The sequence below is a fragment of the Roseobacter denitrificans OCh 114 genome, assembly GCF_000014045.1.
In the GTDB taxonomy this organism is placed as follows: domain Bacteria; phylum Pseudomonadota; class Alphaproteobacteria; order Rhodobacterales; family Rhodobacteraceae; genus Roseobacter; species Roseobacter denitrificans.
Window position 1 is genome coordinate 56,008 of sequence record NC_008209.1, and the last position, 17,731, is coordinate 73,738.

Below are 17,731 nucleotides of genomic sequence, written 5' to 3' on the forward strand. Positions count from 1 at the left end.
TTGCGTCACTTCCTACCCAGTTGCGCCACCGCCCAGCGCGCCGCATCCGCCACGGCATCATCCGGATCATCCATCAACTCAGACGCGGTCTGGCGCAAAGACGCCTCACCCGAATTACCAATCGCATAAAGCACATTGCGCACGAAACGGTTGCGCCCGATGCGCTTGACCGCAGACCCCGAAAACAGCGCACGAAACGCCGCATCATCAAGTGCGGCGAGGTCGGCCAATCGGGGTGCCGTCAGTTCGGGCCGCGCCGACAGCCGCATGTCGCGCGCAGTGGTGGCAAATTTGTTCCACGGACAGACCGCCAGACAATCATCACAGCCATAAATCCGGTTGCCCAACAGCGGGCGCAAATCGGTCGGAACGGGTCCTTTGTGCTCAATCGTCAGATAGGAAATGCAGCGGCGCGCATCCAACTGGTAGGGCGCGGGAAAAGCATCCGTCGGGCAGACATCAAGACAGGCGCGACACGATCCGCAATGATCAACCTCCGGCGCGTCCGGCGCAATATCCAGCGTGGTAAACACCGCGCCCAGAAATGCCCAATTGCCCCACTCCCGGCTGAGCAGGTTCGTGTGTTTGCCCTGCCAGCCCAGACCCGCCGCCTGACCCAGCGCCTTTTCCGGCACCGGGGCCGTATCGACAAAGACCTTGACCTGCAGGTCAGCATCGGCGGCCTCAGCCATCAGCCAGCGCGCCAGCCGTTTGAGCCGTTTCTTGACCACATCGTGATAATCGCGCCCCTGCGCGTAGACCGAAATGGCCCCGCGCTCGGGCTGCTGCAGCACCGCCATCGGGTCGTGTTCAGGGCCATAGCTCTCGGCCAGCATGATCACAGAGCGCGCCTGCGGCCAAAGCTGCGTCGGGTCCCCGCGCCAATGTATCCGATCCGCCATCCACGTCATCTGACCGTGATGGCCCGCATCCACAAACGCTTTGAGCCGCGCGGCCACATCGGGCACCGCATCCGGTCGGCATATCCTGCAGGCGATGAACCCCTCTTCCAAAGCGCGCGCGACGAGCTTTTCCTTGAGGCCGCTCATGCGATCCGCAAATCAGAAATCCAGATCATTGTAATGTTTGGCGGGCGGAAAGCCCGGCACCTGATCTGCCAGAATGTTGCGAAAGGCCGGACGGGATTTGATCTTGGCATACCAGTCCTTCACCACCTCTGATCGGTTCCAATCCACGTCCGAATTGTAATCCAGCGCGCTTAGATGGGCGGCCGCCGCAAAATCCGCCAGCGTCATGGAATCCCCGGCCAACCAGCGGCGGTGATCCAGCAACCACGTCATGTAATCAAGGTGATACTTGATCGCCTTTGACCCAGCCTTGACGTTTTTACTGTCGGGATAGCCCAGTTTCATCATCTTCTTGTTGACCCGCTCATACAGCAGCTTCGACGTCACCTCATGGTGAAACTTGTCATCAAACCAGCCCACGAGGCGACGCACCTCGGCCCGCGCAATGGCATCCTTGGGCATCAGCGACGGGTCAGGCCGCGTCTCTTCGATATACTCACAAATCGCGGCACTCTCGGCCATGATCACGCCGTCAATCTTGAGCACCGGCACCTTGCCCGCCGGGTTGCGCCGCATGAATTCCGGGTCTTCTTCCCAATAGCGCTCTTCGACCAACTCAACATCAATCTTCTTTTCGGCAAGGCTGAGCCGGACCTTCCGACAAAACGGGGACAGGGGAACATGAAAGAGACGGGCCATCAGTTTTTCCACAGTGCAAAGGGTCTCTCTTCAATGCCTGCAACGGCGCGCGGATTCAACTCTCGAAACAGGCGGCGCGCCCATCTCTGCGGATCGTCGCGGCTCCGTCGATGATCGCGCGCGCGCGTTTGCGCACAAAATCAGACGGGCGCGAGGCAGACCGTGTTTTGGGGCTGGGCAAAATCGCGGCAAGCCGGGCCGCCTGCGTGGCACTCAACGCATCCGGACTGACGCCGAAATAATGCGCAGCCGCCGCTTTGACGCCAAAGACGCCCGTGTCGAATTCCGCAATGTTGAGGTAAACCTCAATGATCCGCCGCTTGGGCCACAGCCCTTCCAGAACCGGGGTCAACAAGGCCTCTGCCGCTTTGCGCGTGTAATTGCGCCCATGCCACAGGTAAAGGTTCTTGACCGTTTGCTGGCTCAGGGTCGAGGCCCCGCGCGTGCCCCCATCCTCGATCGCCTCCCGGATGGCGACCATGTCAAACCCCCAATGGGTGCAGAAATTCGCATCCTCCGCCGCCACCACCGACCGCGCCATGACCGGTGCCACATCCTCCAACGCGACCCATTCATAGGACACACCACCCAGTTTGCGCCCTTCTGCAAACATATAGGGGGTGGTCCAGGGCGGCACGAAACGGCCCAGAAACATCACCAGCAGCCCCAAGGCCACAACGACCAGCCCCACACGCACCGCAATGCGCAGGACCTTGCGCACAAGACCTTGCGATCCCGTGCGCCGTGTCGCCTTGGTTCTGGTTTTACGCTTCGCCATGGCGCCACAGTAGGCGCGTCGCCATGGCTTGTGAACCGCGCAGCGGCATCAATTATTCCGCCGGGATCGCGCCTTCTTCCAGTGCCAGCGGCGCGGGCAGATGAACCAGCATCTCCTTGGGGCAAACCTGCAGGAAATGCTGCTTCTCGATATCCCAGTGTTGCAGGATATCGCCCACGCGACGGCTGTTGGTTTCCGCCAGATGCATCTCAAGCAGCCCGCGCAACTCGGCCATCCAGTGACCTTCGCCCACCGGGCACGTCACCAGCGTTTCCATGTTCATCAGCGCCGGTGCCTTGCCTTCCGGGTCATACAAATACGCCATGCCCCCGGTCATCCCCGCACCAAAATTCGCGCCGATGTCCCCAACGATCACCGCCACACCACCGGTCATGTATTCGCAGCCGTTCGATCCACAGCCCTCGATCACCACCTTGGCACCCGAATTGCGCACCGCAAACCGCTCCCCGGCGCGCCCGGCGGCAAACAGATAGCCATCCGTCGCACCATAAAGCACGGTATTACCGATGATCGTGTTCTCCCCGGCCACAATCGGCGAGGCCATGGGCGGGCGCACGACAATCCGGCCACCGGAGAGCCCCTTGCCCACATAGTCATTGGCATCCCCGGACACCTCGAGCTTCAGCCCCGGTGCCGCAAAAGCCCCGAGCGACTGGCCCGCGGACCCGCTCAGCTTGACCGTCAGGTGATCCGGTTGCAGGTTGTTGCGCATCCCGAATTTCTTGACGATATGGCTTGAGGTGCGCGTGCCCACGGTGCGATGCGTGTTCTGAATGGCATAGGACAGCTGCATCTTTTCGCCATCCTCCAGAAAACGCTGCGCATCGCGCACGATTTCCGCATCCAGCGTATCAGGCACCGCGTTGCGCGCTCTGGCGCGGTCATAGACGATATCCGCCGCCCCATCGACCGTGATCAACAGCGGGTTCAGGTCCAGATCATCCAGATGCGCCGACCCCCGGCTGACCTGCGTCAGCAAATCGGCGCGCCCGATCACATCATCAAGGCTGCGCGCCCCGATCTGCGCCAGAATTTCGCGCACTTCGCTTGCATAGAATGTGATGAGGTTCACGACCTTGTCGGCATTGCCAGTGAACTTCTCGCGCAGCGCTTCATCCTGCGTACAGACCCCGACGGGGCAGGTGTTGGACTGGCATTGCCGCACCATGATACACCCCATCGCGATCAGGGCTGCGGTGCCGATACCATATTCCTCGGCCCCCAGCATCGCCGCCATCACGATATCGCGGCCCGTGCGCAACCCCCCGTCCGTGCGCAGCGTGACGCGGTCGCGCAGGTTGTTCATCGCCAGCACCTGATGCGCTTCGGTCAGACCCATTTCCCACGGCAGCCCCGCGTATTTGATCGAGGTCGCAGGGGAGGCACCCGTGCCCCCGTTATGCCCCGAAATCAGGATCACATCCGCCTTGGCCTTGGCCACACCCGCCGCAATCGTGCCGACCCCGGAGGAGGCAACGAGTTTCACCGTCACCTTGCAACGCGGATTGATCTGCTTGAGGTCATAGATCAGCTGCGCGAGGTCCTCGATGGAATAGATGTCGTGGTGCGGCGGTGGCGAAATCAGCGTCACGCCCTTGGTCGAATGACGCAGCCGCGCAATCAGGTCCGTGACCTTCATCCCCGGCAATTGCCCGCCCTCGCCCGGCTTGGCCCCCTGTGCGACCTTGATCTCAAGCTCTTCGCATTGGTTGAGGTATTCCGCCGTCACGCCGAAACGCCCGGAGGCGACCTGCTTGATCTTGGCCGACGGGTTGTCGCCATTTGGTTCGGGGACGAAATGTGCCGGGTCTTCGCCACCCTCGCCACTGTCGGATTTCGCGCCGATCCGGTTCATCGCAACGTTCAGCGTCTTATGCGCCTCCGGGCTCAACGCGCCAAGGCTCATGCCCGGCGTCACGAAACGCTTGCGTATGGAAGTGATGCTTTCCACCTCTTCAAGCGGCACCGGTTTGCCCAGAGGTTTGATATCCAGCAGGTCGCGCAAATGGATCGGCGGATTGCTCTGCATCTTGGCCGAATACTGTTTCCACATCGCATAGGATGCGGTGTTGCAGGCCGTCTGCATCATATGCATCGACGTCGCTTCCCAGGCGTGGGTCTCGCCGGACTTGCGCGCTTTGTAAAAACCACCGATGGGCAGAACGGAGCCGGCCCCGGCCCAGCCTTTGGCGTGCACCTCTTCGACCTTGTGCTGGATGCCGTGAATGCCGATGCCGCTGATCCGGCTGGTCATGCCGGGGAAGTATTCCGCACACATCGCGCGGCTCAGACCCACCGCTTCAAAGTTCAGACCCCCCCGATAGGAAGAAATCACGGAGATCCCCATCTTGGCCATGATCTTCAACAGGCCCTGATCAATCGCATAGCGATAGCGCGCCACCGCCTCGGTCAGCGTGCCGTCAATCAACCCGCGCTCGATCCGGTCCGCAACCGTGTCCTCCGCCAGATAGGCGTTCACGATGGTCGCACCCGCCCCGATCAGCACCGCAAAATAATGCGGATCAATACACTCCGCCGAGCGTACATTCAGCGAACAGAACGTACGCAGCCCCTGCCGCACCAGATGGCTGTGCACCGCCGAAGTCGCAAGGATCATCGGCATGCCCACCTTGGTGGCGTCACTCATGTGATCGGTCAGCACGATATGCCCGGCCCCCGAACGCACCGCGTCTTCGGCCTCCGCACGGATGCGCTTCAACCCCGCATCCAGATTGCCGCGTCCCGCCTCGAAGGTGCAGTCGATCTCAACCAGTTCGGCGTTGAAATGGCTCACCAGCGTATCAAACTGCGCATTGCCCACGAACGGGCTGTCCAGCGTGATGATCTCCGTCTGGCTGCTGTCCTCATCCAGCACGTTTTTCAGATTCCCGAACCGCGTCTTGAGGCTCATCACCCGGTATTCGCGCAAACTGTCAATCGGCGGATTGGTGACCTGACTGAAATTCTGACGGAAAAAATGGCTCAGCGGGCGGTACTGCTTGGACAGCACCGCCGAGGGCGTATCATCCCCCATCGACGCCAGTGATTCCTTGGCATCCTCGACCATGGGCGCCAGAATTTGCTCAATCTCTTCAATGCTGTAACCCGCGGCAACCTGCCGGCGGCGCAGTTCGTTGCCCGCAAAGATCGTGGTTTCCGTGACGCCGGTCAGCGCCTCGTCCAGATCCTTGATCTTGCCGACCCACTCGCCAAAGGGCTGGTTGGACGCCAGCTTGTCCTTGATCTCGGTGTCGTGAAACAGCCGCCCCTCGTGCATGTCCACGGCCAGTATCTGACCCGGACCCAATGCGCCCTTTTCCACCACATTCGCCTCGTTCAGCGGCACCATGCCCGCCTCAGACCCGGCGATTAGCATGCCATCATTGGTCACCACATAGCGCATGGGCCGCAAGCCGTTGCGATCCAGCCCGGCACAGACCCAGCGCCCATCCGTCATGGCCAGCGCCGCAGGCCCGTCCCACGGCTCCATCACCGAGTTGCAATAGGAATACATGTCGCGCCAGCTCTGCGGCAATTCCACCGCCTGTTTGGACCAGCTTTCCGGCACCAGCATGGTCTTGGCCATCGGCGCACTGCGCCCGGCGCGCACCAACACCTCGAACACCGCATCAAGCGCCGCACTGTCGCTGGACCCCGCAGGCACAATCGGTTTGATGTCCTCTGCCATCTCCCCAAAAGTCGACGATGCCATGCGAATCTCATGGCTCTTCATCCAGTTCAGATTGCCCTTCAGCGTGTTGATTTCCCCATTATGGGCCAGCATCCGGAACGGCTGCGCCAGCCACCACTGCGGGAAGGTGTTGGTCGAATAGCGCTGGTGATAGATCGCGAATGCGCTCTCGAACCGCTCGTCCATCAGGTCGGGGTAAAACTCCGCCACCTGCTCGGCCAGCATCATGCCCTTGTAGATGATCGACCGGCACGACAGGGACGCGATGTAAAGCGAAGGGACTTGTGCTGCCGCCGCCGCCTTTTCAATACGGCGGCGTATGACATAAAGTTCGCGCTCGAATGTCTCTTCGTCCACGCCCTTGATGTTCGAAATCAAAATCTGCTCGATCTCGGGCCGCGTTGCATTCGCCTTTTCACCCAATACCGAGATATTGACCGGCACATGACGCCAGCCATAGATGTAATACCCCATCCGCAACACTTCGGTTTCCACGATGGTCCGGCAGGTTTCCTGTGCGGCGAAATCCGTGCGCGGCAGAAACACCTGCCCGACCGCCATCAGCAATTCCGTCTTGGGCTGGTGGCCCGTGCGGCGCACCTGATCATAGAAAAACGGCGCCGGGATCTGCACATGAATGCCCGCACCATCACCGGTCTTGCCATCCGCATCGACGGCCCCCCGGTGCCAGATCGCCTTGAGCGCCTTGATCCCGTTTTCAACGACCTCGCGGCTGGGTTTGCCATCCACGGAAACGACCAGCCCGACCCCGCAGGACGAATGCTCTTCCGCTTCGGAATAAAGCCCGTTTTCCGCCATATAGGCGCGTTTTGCTTCTTCGCGGGCTACCCATGCGTCATCATAAGTCATTTTACGTCTCCCTCGACAAATCTGTTCTTTGCTTCGTATGCCGCGCCGGTTGCGCGCGGATGATCCCCGGTCAGCGTCGCCATCGCGCCGTCCACGTAAATTTCCGACCGCACGTCCCAGCCGCGCGCCGCATCAAACAGGCCCGGCATCAACTCATAGGCGGTGCCCGGCGTATCCGTGTCGCGCATCCACAAATGCGACCCGCAGCGCGGACAAAACGCGCGCTGCGAAAAGTCAGAGGAGGCATAGCGCGCCACATCGCCCGTGACCGTCACCGCCTCGGCCTGCGCCTCGAAACACATGAACACGCCGCCGTTCCAACGCTGGCACATGCGACAATGGCAGGCACCGGGGCGCGGATCATGCGCGCCCGCGACGGTGATCTGCACTGCGCCGCACAGGCATTGCCCTGTCAGATGGTCTGTGCTCATGCGCCCGGCTCTCCGCCTTCGGTAAAGGCCGCAATCGTCTCGGCCTCCGTCATGCGCCGGTGATCACCGCTGAAGGCATAGCCTTGCGGGCAGTTGTCCGAAAAATACTCCAGCGTCAGCGGGGCACCCGCCGCATCCGGGAACAACCCCGACGACAAATACCGCGCACCGTCATGCAGCGTGCCGTACCAAAGGGTCGAACCGCAGGTGCCGCAAAACGCCCTCTCCGCCCAGTCTGACGATTTGAAAACCTTGATCGGGCCACTGGCCTCGGTCCCTGCCTGCTCCGTCATGATGGAGATATAGGGCCCGCCATTCTGACGCTGGCACATCCCGCAATGACAGGCCACCAGCGTGGGCGCATCAATGACCGCCGCGATCTGCACCGCGCCGCACAGGCATTGACCGTCAATTTTCTGTCTGTCGCCCATTTCTGGATATTCCCGTTACGTTTCCGTCAAAGGTCAGCCTTGCTGTCCTTGCCAAATCCTTACACCGCCAAGCGCACCGACGTGATACCGACGCAACACCGACATGATACCGATGGTGCGATCTGGCGCTTTACTCCGCTGCGATCTGCGCGCCTGCGTCCAGCTTTTGCAGGATCGCTTCGGCGCAATCGCGCCCGTCACGGATCGCCCAGACCACGAGGCTCGCGCCGCGCACGATGTCCCCAACCGCATAGACGCCCTCAAGATCGGTCTCACCCGTCGTAAAGGCCGCCTTGATCGTGCCCCAGCGCGTGACCGGCAGTTCCGGCTGATCCCAAAGCGCGGGCAAATCCTCAGGCTCAAAGCCCAGCGCCATGATGACGATGTCGGCCTCTTCAACGTAATCGGCCCCCTCGATCACTTCCGGCGCCTGCCGTCCGGTGGCATCGGGTGCGCCCAGACGCATCTTTTGCACCATCACACCCGTCACCGGGTCGCCAACAAACCCTTTCGGCGCGGAGAGCCATTCGAAAACAACGCCCTCTTCTTCGGCGTTCTGGACCTCGCGCTGGGATCCCGGCATATTCGCACGGTCGCGGCGATAAAGGCATTTGACCGACGTCGCCCCCTGCCGCACCGACGTGCGCACACAGTCCATCGCCGTGTCGCCGCCGCCGATGACGACCACGCGCTTGCCCTCGGCATTCAACGTCCCGTCATCGAATTCCGGCACCGCATCGCCAAAGCTCTTGCGGTTGCTCGCCGTCAGGAAATCTATCGCGCGCACAAGGCCCTGCGCGCCCACGCCGGGGGCTTCGATCTCCCTTGATTTATAGACCCCGGTGGCAATGATGACCGCGTCGTGCCTGGCGCGGATATCTTCAAACGAGATGTCTTCACCCACCGTGCAATTCAACTCAAAGGTGATGCCGCCAAGCTCCAACTGCTTGTTGCGGCGCATCACCACGTCTTTCTCCAGCTTGAACCCCGGAATGCCATAGGTGAGCAGGCCGCCCGCGCGGTCGTACCGGTCATAAACCGTGACCTGCACCCCGGCCCGGCGCAGCACATCCGCCGCCGCCAGCCCGCCCGGACCCGCGCCGATGATGCCCACGGATTCGGTCCGCTCCTGCGCGGGTGCGATCGGCAGAACCCAGCCTTCTTCCCAGGCGGTATCGGTGATGTATTTTTCCACCGCCCCGATGGTGACGGTGCCATGGCCGGATTGCTCAATCACGCAATTGCCTTCGCACAGGCGGTCCTGCGGGCAAATGCGACCGCAAATCTCGGGGAATGTGTTGGTGGCCTGACTGACTTCATAGGCTTCCCGCAGGCGGCCCTCGGCGGTCAGGCGCAGCCAGTCGGGAATATTGTTGTGCAGCGGGCAATGCGTCTGGCAATAGGGCACACCGCACTGGCTGCACCGGCTGGACTGCTCCTTGGCCTTGGCGTCAGCATACTCCGCATATATTTCCTTGAAGTCCTCGCGGCGCACGTCCGCTTCACGCTTTTCAGGCATGCCCCGCTCTACAGTGACAAACTTCAACATCTGCTGACTGGCCATAAGAATGATGCTCCACAACGATTTCAGAAGCGCACCAATACGCCAACTCAAAACAGAAATAAAGTCAGTACTACTTACCTATTATCAATAAAAATGGCCCCAAGCCGGATCAGAACCTCGATTTCTTCCATTTTTTGCGTCCGATCCGGACCTAAATTGAGACTTTTCATTTGATTCCCTGTCCTTATACCAGCCTTGCACGCATGCAGGCAGCGGATTACCCATATGACCCTTTTCCACCTCATTCTTGTCGCCGCCATTCAGGGCCTGACGGAGTTTTTGCCTGTCAGCTCTTCAGGCCATCTGGTGCTGCTGCCTGCCCTGACCGGACAGCCGGATCAGGGGCTTGCAATTGACGTCGCCGTCCACGTCGGATCGCTCCTGGCCGTCATCCTGTATTTCTGGAGCGACGTGCGCATCGCTGCCACAGGCTCTCTGAGGCTCGCCCGGGGCAAGGTGGACACCCAAGGCGCATTCCTCGCGCTTTGCCTCATCATCGCGACCATCCCGGTCATGATCGCGGGTCTTATCATAAAGCTGACCGGTCTTGACGAAATGATGCGATCTGTCGCCGTGATCGGGTGGACCATGCTCGGCTTTGGCCTTGTGCTTTACTGGGCTGACAGAACCGGCGCATCAACGCGCACCGCCAGCGGCTGGACGCTCAAAGATGCCTTCCTCATGGGCCTCGCACAGATCCTGTCCCTCATCCCGGGCACGTCACGCTCAGGCATCACGATCACTGCCGCGCGGCGTCTGGGCTACGAACGTGAAGGGGCCGCAAAGCTAGCAATGCTGATGTCCATCCCCACGATCATCGCGTCCGGCGCGGTTCTTGGCGCGGATGTCATTGGCGAAGCGGACTGGCAAATGGCAAGGGATGGCGCCCTCGCAGCAGCGCTTGCATTCGTCTCCGCGCTGCTCGCTCTCGCACTGATGATGCGCCTGCTGAAAAGCGTCAGCTTCACACCATATGTGGTCTACCGGGTAATCCTTGGCCTCATCCTGCTGGTCTATGCCTACAGCTAAGATCGCAGGTTTTTAGCAGATTTCTTGATCGCATCATATTGCCCGGACGGGCGGAAACGCCAAAGGTATTCCGGCAACACGGAAACCATCGTGACAGGTTCAATACCAAGCGCGTCAAACCCGCGCTGACCCTCTCCCACGACGTTGTCCCTGGCAAGGTTTTTCACCTGATCCCGGGTGATCATCCCATTCCTGATGAGACCGAGCGACGCCTTTTGGATCATGTCAAACGTAAAGCCCATGATCCGCGCGGCAAAAAACGGGATGTTCACGATCAAACGACGCTTGTGGATCGTCTCAAGCATAAGCTCCATCAAAGCGCGGAAAGAACAGACGTCAGGCCCACCCAGTTCATAGACACCCGGCGCGACCGTTTCGGTCAAAGCCTTTTCAGCGGCCTGCGCTACGTCATCAACATAGACCGGCTGAAACCGGGTTTCCGCGCCGACAACGGGCAAAACCGGCCCGAGTTTAGCCATATCAGCGAAGCGGTTGAAGAATTGATCTTCGGGGCCAAACACGATTGAAGGCCGCAAGATCACCGCAGAGGGCATATGCTGCAGGACACCGGCTTCTCCCAGCGCTTTCGTGCGGGCGTAATCGCTGTCTGAATGCGCATCCGCCCCAATGGCAGAAATATGCACCATCCGTGCGACACCCTCTTGGGCAGCAATGCGCGCGATGCGTTCCGCCCCCTCTGCCTGCACCGTATCAAAAGTGTTCTTGCTGTCCTCTGCAAGGATACCGACGCAGTTCACGACCGCATCGGCGCCCATCATGACATGGCGCACCGACGCATCGTCGCGCACGTTACACAAAACAGGTTCAACCTGTCCAACAACACCGTAAGGCTTCACAAACATGGCCTCATTGGGCCGCCTTACGGCAACCCGGACCCGCCATCCCGCCTTGGCCATACGCCGCGCGATATAGCGCCCTACGAACCCGGAACCGCCATAGATCGTAACCAGCTTTGACATTGCGTGCCTCTTTGATCAGATTTCGCGCTAGAAGTACCCCTGCAGAGTTGGTGAGACAAGGCGCAAATAGGCGCATCCTACGGATATCCAGCGAAGACGCATATGCCGCCAGTTTTCGTTTGACACCCAAAGCCGATCAGATTAACAGCCCTGTCAACGACACCTGCCCAGGTGGCGGAATGGTAGACGCGCTAGCTTCAGGTGCTAGTACTCGCAAGGGTGTGGAGGTTCGAGTCCTCTCCTGGGCACCAATTTTCCTAGAAATCTGTGTATTATCAAAGAGAACAGGCCGATCTGTCCGGTCTCGGGTCCACAGTATGGTTGTGATGACGAACTTTAAGAGCCTCAACTCCGGCAGGGGTAAACGGGGATGCTGAAAACGCGTTCCTGCTGCGGCACAAGAAGCGACTGGCCAATCTGAACGGAAACAGGTGGTCGAGGTGCGATCCAATCAAGTCCTCACGCGGAGATATACCTTGGCAGTCGCAAACATTAACGCAGATACTTCGTCGGCCAAAGCTCCCGCCTTGAAACCGTTCCCTCGGGTGGCGTGGACAACCGGCACTAACCGTAGCCGTGGCAAACGCCGATACGTGCAATTCAACCGCCCGATCCGTTACACATCTACGTCGCTTGTCTGCTCGATGGTGTCAAAGGTTACTCAGTTGCGATGTACCGTGCGGCGCGAGGCATGAGTTCACTGCCCGGTCCCGTCAATTTTCCCCGGGACCCGGTGTTTTCTTTGAATTGCAGGGCTACTAGGACATGCCACCTTCCGTGGTGACTTGCTTTTCCACCTTATCCTGATTGTCCACTACTGCGCCACGCGGCGGGAAAGCCTGAAAGCTCTGCAAGTGGCCCTGAACAAGGCGCGCTGCGGGACCAAACGCCCACATTTTCTTGCCCATCCAGATGGTGTACATGCCCGACTCTTCGGCTGCCTTTTCATACGGGTCACGCCGAAGGTTGAAGAGCAGAGGCGCGTTCAGTTCATCCTTTGGGCCAGCCCAGCCGTGATGCTGCACGACAAAATGGGCTTTCCAGTCGCGGTAGTGGATCGCCTGAAGGCTTGTACCTTCATAATAGACGATCTCATCGCGCTGGCTCTCCTCCCCACCCAGCAGATAGGGCAGTTGGTTGTAGCTATCGAGGTGCACGTTGTAGCCCTCGTAGCCCTCCAGCATCACCTCGGGCAGATTGTCTGGCCCACCCGCGGCAGCGACCAGCGTTGGCATCCAGTCCATACCCGAGAAAATACCGTTGGCGACACGACCCTCGGGCACTTTTCCGGGCCATTTGATGATCGCCGGTACGCGAAAGCCACCTTCCCATGTGGTGCCTTTTTCGCCGTAAAACGGGGTTGTACCACCATCAGGCCATGTCATCGTTTCGGGACCGTTGTCCGACGTAAAGACCACGATCGTATTATCACTGATGTTCAAAGCCTCAAGGCGGGCAAGCACTTTGCCGACGTTGTCGTCCAGCTCTTTCATCACGACGTCCTGCAAGCCGCGCCCATTGCCCAGCATCGCTTCATACTCGGGGCTCAGGTGGGTCCAGACGTGCGCTCTGGCCGGGGCCATCCAGACAAAGAAGGGCGTTTCGCTTTCCACGGCACGGTCAATGAAATCAAGCGTCCTCGCGGTCACTTCGTCATCAAGCGTTTTTTGCCGCTCAGGTGGCGCGGGGCCATCATCGACAATGCGCTGGTTGCCGACCAAGCCCCACCGCGGATCAACGGTGTCGTCCATCTCTTCGGTGGCAAAGGCATGGATGACATTGCGCGGTCCGTACTGTGCTTCGAACTCGGGATCATCCGACCAGTCAGGGTCGGACGTATATTCCATCGCATTCAGGTGGTAGAGCCAGACCCAGTATTCATCAAAACCTTTCGTCGTGGGCAAAAACTGGTTCTGGTCGCCCAGATGGTTTTTGCCGAACTGACCGGTGGTATAGCCCAGTGATTTCATCATGTTCGCAAGTGTCGGGTCCTCATTGCTCAACCCCACGGGATCGCCGGGCAGACCGACAGTGTGCATGCCGACGCGGACCGGAAACTGACCTGTCAGAAATGCCGCGCGTCCGGCCGTGCAGCTTGGTTCAGCATAGTAATAGTCAGGCGCGTGCCTTCCATCGCCAACTGGTCGAGATTGGGGGTTTCAATGCTCTTGATACCTTGGTGATAGCTGCCGAGGCTGGCCCACCCAACGTCGTCGGCCATGATGACCAGAATATTCGGGCGCTCGTCTCACGCGATCGCAGCGGAAACGCCAGCCAAGGTGACCAGAACGGCACCGAAGGCAGAGCGATTAAGGGAAGTTGAGAGGGGCATGTTTTTCCTTTGTGCAAGTGTTTTGGCCATTTCAGTTTCGAGAGTTTTCACTGGCCGTTCGTGCGCGCATGTGTCGTTCAGAGTCGGTTCATTCCGTTGCAGGGGTGAATGTGGCACGGAGCCGTTTATTGAGCATTCTGTGCGGGTCGATCGACGTGCCATAGTGCAGTTTTGCCAAGGCTGCGATATCGTTGTAAATCACTACGGCGTTGCCATCGTCCCCCGCGTAGACAAATACCTTTTGGCAAAAGGCATCCAATCCAATGGCGGGGTACTCTGCCATCGCGACACCCCCCGGCGCGGGACCGCCAAAGAGCAAAAGCCGTGACGCGACCAGTGAGATGCCGAGCTGTGCCGCTTCTACCTGAAAGTCGATTTCGCCGAACCATATCGTGTCGGGTTGCGCTGTTACGGCGGCCTTCAGACGCGCGACCGTCTCGGGCACATCATACCGAGACCGGAGTTCAACAATGCCAAAGTCGGGGCCGACATCAAGTGTCGGCACCGGCGCAACCCGCGCGCGTTCCGAGTGAGCAACCAGATCATTCAACCGCGCATCGAACGCAGCAAGAGCCCGGGCATCGGTCAAACCATGCCTTTGTGACAGGAACGCCGACGATGTGTAGGTCAGGCTGGTGCTGCCGTTCTGGTCAAAGGCCAGCACGCGAAACGGCAAATCAAGGCCGGCGCGGATGTTTTCCAGCATCAGACTGGCGTTGATGGCACTGTCCGAAAAAAGTTGAACGCGGGACGCCGGCATCTCAACGCCTTCGGCTGCTGCGAGACGCGCGTGGTCGATCTCGATCACAGGGTTCAAACCCTGCGCCGCCACAGCCGCTTGAACCGATGTGAACAGCTCATCAACCTCCGCTTGGTCTGCCCTTGCAGCCATCGCAATCATAGCTGTGAGGGCAAACATCCATGCTAAAGCGCGAGTGAGGAAACGGTGCATTTGGTGCTCCTTGTTCTTTTTGAACAACAGGTTTTAATCTCTATGGCCTCATGGTCAGGCAGGCGCCGCTCGGTCGATCACCGTTTTTGCAGCGGCTGCTGCTGCCTCGCCGCCTGTATCAACGATCACGCGCGGTGCAGCAATCTGGACGTTGTTTTCCGAAAAGGCTTTCTGTATCGCATTCAGCGCTTTACGCCGGATCAGGAACTGCTCTCCGGGTTTTGACGTGAACTTCACGCCGATTTTATAGTTGGAGCCGACCATGGCAACAGCACCCTGACTTTTAAGCGGAGCAAGGAACTGCCCCTCAAGCTCAGGGTCTTGCATCAGTTGCGCCCCGACCTTCTTGACGAGTTTTCGCACCTTTTCCAGATCCTGCGTCGGCGCGACTTCAAACGATAGCTTGACGGTCACCCAGTCACGGCTGTGGTTTTGAACTGTGCCAATGGAACTGAACGGGACGGTATAAACAGCCCCGAGGTGATGCCGCAACCTTATCGAGCGCAGCATGATGGCATCGACAACGCCTTGTCCCTCATTGGTTTCGATGTACTCACCTTTGCGGAACGCATCCTCGATCAGATAGAGCACGCCGGATATGATGTCTTCCACGATTTTCTGGGCACCAAAACCAACAGCAAGGCCAAGAATACCGGCCCCTGCCAACAACGGCGCGATCTGAACGCCCAGTGACGACAGGGCCAACAGCACGGTCACAGTGCCGATCAGGACCGCAAGCGCCGTGCGCAGGATTGGCAAAACCGTTTCAAGTCGACTGCCCCCCACGCCGCCCTCACCGTCGGGGACATTTGCTTCGTCGTCAGCACCCCCAACGGTTCCCTTGTCGAAAAAGCCGCTGATCATCCGCCATGCAGACACGCCGATGACCGTTACGATGGCGGCACTCACCAAACCGGGTAGAATACGCTTTGCGCCCTCCAGATCCGTTGCAAAAGGGTCGATGTTCCACGCGTAAAGGATGAAAATCGCAGCCCCCACGGTTACCGTGCCCTCCAACAAGGAAAAGACGCCTGCGACACGACCGCGCCTGTCCCAGTCGGTGCGGGACATCAGATCGTCCCGCCAGATACCAAGGCTTGCGACAATAAAAGGTGTCAGCACAAATACGGCAAACGAGCGCTTCAAGGCCGATGCGTCTTCGCCCAGTGTTCCACTGAGATAGCCGCGCGCCTCGGCAATGATTTGCAGCAGAAAAAGAAAAATGTAGAGCGCTGGCCAAAACCTGCTGAGCAGGCGCACAAATAGCTTTGGATTGCCGGTGTCGCAGGACAAGGCGTTCACGATCAATCCACCGACCGGTTTGCGCACAGAGAAAAAGAAAAACCCGGTCGCCATGGCGTCCAAGGCCCGTGTCGCCACGGCAAAAAGCGCGCCGCTGTCACCCGCATCCACAACGCCCAGCACGAAGTCGCGGGCAAAAGCGGTGGCGGCAAAGAAAACAACCAGACACAGGGCAGACCGCATGACATGCGACGCCTCCAAATCACTCAGGCTGTTTGCGCGCCGATGCGGGTCTTGTGACCCGGTCAGAACCTCCAGGACGAGGAGCCACGCGCGAGGCAACATCAGGCTCGACAGGGCGACTGCGGCAAGTTCAAACGCCTCCGTGCTGGCATCAAACACAACATGGATGCCGACGAGACTCATCCCGTAAAACGCAAGGAGGCTTAAGCCGCGCGCGCCGCCCCAGCGTGTCGCGTTACCGAGTTTCTGCAAGGTCGTGACCGGTTCAGATACGCTGCCGGACAGCAGTCGTGCAATGACGCGTTCCAGCAAATACGCGATGGCAAAGATCACAGCGCAGATTGCGAGCGTGGCGAGTGGCTGATATCCCTCCGACACTGCGATTTGTGCAAACCATGCATTGATGTTTTGCGGTAAAGCAGCGCTTGCGCTGATGCTTGACGCGATCAGCTCCGCTGGCTGAGCCGCCGTATCCGCGCCAGACACAACGGCCTCACTGTCCTGAAGTTGGCTGGCCAGCTGGTCGATTGTCGCTTCGGCATTCCCTCCTGTTACGACAATCTCGATCCGTGTCTCAGTCATACTCTGGCCTATTGATGGTCTTGGAAGTGGCTTGGGTGGGGTGTCGTCGGCACTAGCAGTGGGCCAGCCTTCGCTCAATTGGGTAAACGAATGATTACCCTATCCTTTCGAATAGTCGCTGCGACGAAAAAGAGTGACGCCGCAGGTTGCGCTTTCTCCTTATATTGACCCTTACGCGCTTCTCGAACCCGCAACGCCAGCCGGTCTTGTTACGCGTTTTTATCAACGCTGTGCGCCGTATTTCTGACGGGCTGTTACGCATTGATGCAAACAGCCGGAAACAACTTTCACAAAATACCCGCATCACCAAGCAGAATTGGAATTCTTCAAAAACCCGATAAAGGTTGCCCCCTGTTGTTGATGGCAGAATTGAACGGAGCATTTTCGCCGAGCCCTCCAGCGAATTTACGCCGGACGCGATTGGCCCGGACGTGCTTACCGGCTTCGGTTGGGTGTTGGCAGACTGTGAACATGCACGGATCGATCCACAGTCCATCGTCGCGCTGATGTAAGGTCTTGCAGCACGGGCTAGGCGCAAGAGCGTGTCGACGCCATGACCTGACAACCGCCTACAAGGAAATTTGCCTGTGGGCGCAGATGGAAGACCAAAAAGGGTGTGACCGCCTGCGATAGCACCCTACCCGATGACAGCATTCATGGCGTGTTCACCGGCCCCAGCAAACTGGCTGCGTATGTGAGGTGCATCGCACAAGCGGGCACAGTTGAAGCAAAGGCGGCCATTTCTGCAGCAACGGGAAGGATCGTCGCGTCTGCCCTGCGACGCTTTCCGGGGTCTAGAGCGTCTGATGAAGTACCTGACACACCAAGCATCACGTAACCTGTCGAAACCTTTGATTT

The 17,731-nt window shown here is 59.3% G+C and carries 13 protein-coding genes and 1 tRNA gene; 2 read left to right on the forward strand and 12 right to left on the reverse strand.

The features are described from left to right. Positions 1–5: 5 nt before the first annotated feature. The 7 genes from queG to RD1_RS00285 all read right to left on the reverse strand — a co-directional run bounded on the left by queG (position 6) and on the right by RD1_RS00285 (position 9,513). Complete coding sequence (gene queG / locus RD1_RS00255) at positions 6–1,049, reverse strand: tRNA epoxyqueuosine(34) reductase QueG (RefSeq protein ID WP_011566416.1); 1,044 nt, start codon at positions 1,047–1,049, stop codon at positions 6–8. A gap of 12 nt (positions 1,050–1,061) precedes the next feature. After that, complete coding sequence (locus tag RD1_RS00260; protein WP_011566417.1) at positions 1,062–1,727, reverse strand: FtsZ-binding protein FzlA; 666 nt, start codon at positions 1,725–1,727, stop codon at positions 1,062–1,064. A 55-nt stretch (positions 1,728–1,782) separates the two neighbouring features. Next, the gene (gene mtgA, locus RD1_RS00265) at positions 1,783–2,505 is read right to left on the reverse strand and encodes a monofunctional biosynthetic peptidoglycan transglycosylase (RefSeq protein ID WP_044032850.1); all 723 of its coding nucleotides are present in this window, start codon (positions 2,503–2,505) and stop codon (positions 1,783–1,785) included. A 52-nt stretch (positions 2,506–2,557) separates the two neighbouring features. Continuing rightward, complete coding sequence (gene gltB / locus RD1_RS00270; protein ID WP_011566419.1) at positions 2,558–7,087, reverse strand: glutamate synthase large subunit; 4,530 nt, start codon at positions 7,085–7,087, stop codon at positions 2,558–2,560. Continuing rightward, positions 7,084–7,518 (reverse strand): GFA family protein, encoded by a 435-nt coding sequence (locus RD1_RS00275; RefSeq protein WP_011566420.1) that lies wholly within the window; start codon positions 7,516–7,518, stop codon positions 7,084–7,086. Before RD1_RS00275 ends, gltB begins: the two co-directional genes overlap by 4 nt. Continuing rightward, positions 7,515–7,949 carry a GFA family protein gene (locus RD1_RS00280; RefSeq protein ID WP_011566421.1) on the reverse strand — a complete coding sequence of 145 codons (435 nt, stop codon included), beginning with the start codon at positions 7,947–7,949 and terminating at the stop codon, positions 7,515–7,517. Before RD1_RS00280 ends, RD1_RS00275 begins: the two co-directional genes overlap by 4 nt. Before the next feature lie 130 nt (positions 7,950–8,079). Beyond that, complete coding sequence (locus RD1_RS00285; RefSeq protein WP_011566422.1) at positions 8,080–9,513, reverse strand: NAD(P)-dependent oxidoreductase; 1,434 nt, start codon at positions 9,511–9,513, stop codon at positions 8,080–8,082. Between the two features lie 225 nt (positions 9,514–9,738). On the opposite strand from RD1_RS00285, the gene RD1_RS00290 reads away from it, so the two are divergent. Further along, a complete protein-coding gene (locus RD1_RS00290) occupies positions 9,739–10,542 on the forward strand; it encodes an undecaprenyl-diphosphate phosphatase (RefSeq protein WP_011566423.1) in 804 nt (267 codons plus the stop codon). Here the strand turns inward: RD1_RS00290 and RD1_RS00295 are convergent. After that, positions 10,539–11,522, reverse strand: a complete 984-nt coding sequence (locus tag RD1_RS00295) for a complex I NDUFA9 subunit family protein (RefSeq protein WP_011566424.1) — start codon at positions 11,520–11,522, stop codon at positions 10,539–10,541. The genes RD1_RS00290 and RD1_RS00295 overlap by 4 nt on opposite strands. Before the next feature lie 165 nt (positions 11,523–11,687). Between RD1_RS00295 and RD1_RS00300 the strand changes: the two genes are divergently transcribed. Continuing rightward, positions 11,688–11,773, forward strand: a tRNA-Leu gene (locus RD1_RS00300). Positions 11,774–12,280: 507 nt separating this feature from the next. Here RD1_RS00300 and RD1_RS00305 read toward each other — a convergent pair. The 4 genes from RD1_RS00305 to RD1_RS20400 all read right to left on the reverse strand — a co-directional run bounded on the left by RD1_RS00305 (position 12,281) and on the right by RD1_RS20400 (position 16,873). Further along, positions 12,281–13,591 (reverse strand): sulfatase-like hydrolase/transferase, encoded by a 1,311-nt coding sequence (locus RD1_RS00305; RefSeq protein ID WP_245897346.1) that lies wholly within the window; start codon positions 13,589–13,591, stop codon positions 12,281–12,283. Continuing rightward, positions 13,588–13,743, reverse strand: coding sequence for a hypothetical protein (locus RD1_RS21230; RefSeq protein WP_245897154.1), 156 nt, complete (start codon positions 13,741–13,743; stop codon positions 13,588–13,590). The genes RD1_RS00305 and RD1_RS21230 overlap by 4 nt, the downstream gene beginning before the upstream one ends. A 199-nt stretch (positions 13,744–13,942) precedes the next feature. After that, on the reverse strand, positions 13,943–14,806 hold the full coding sequence (locus RD1_RS00310) for a DUF302 domain-containing protein (protein WP_011566426.1): 864 nt from the start codon (positions 14,804–14,806) through the stop codon (positions 13,943–13,945). A gap of 54 nt (positions 14,807–14,860) precedes the next feature. Then, entirely contained in the window at positions 14,861–16,873 is a 2,013-nt protein-coding gene (locus RD1_RS20400) for a mechanosensitive ion channel family protein (RefSeq protein ID WP_050759036.1), read from the reverse strand. Positions 16,874–17,731: the final 858 nt, after the last annotated feature.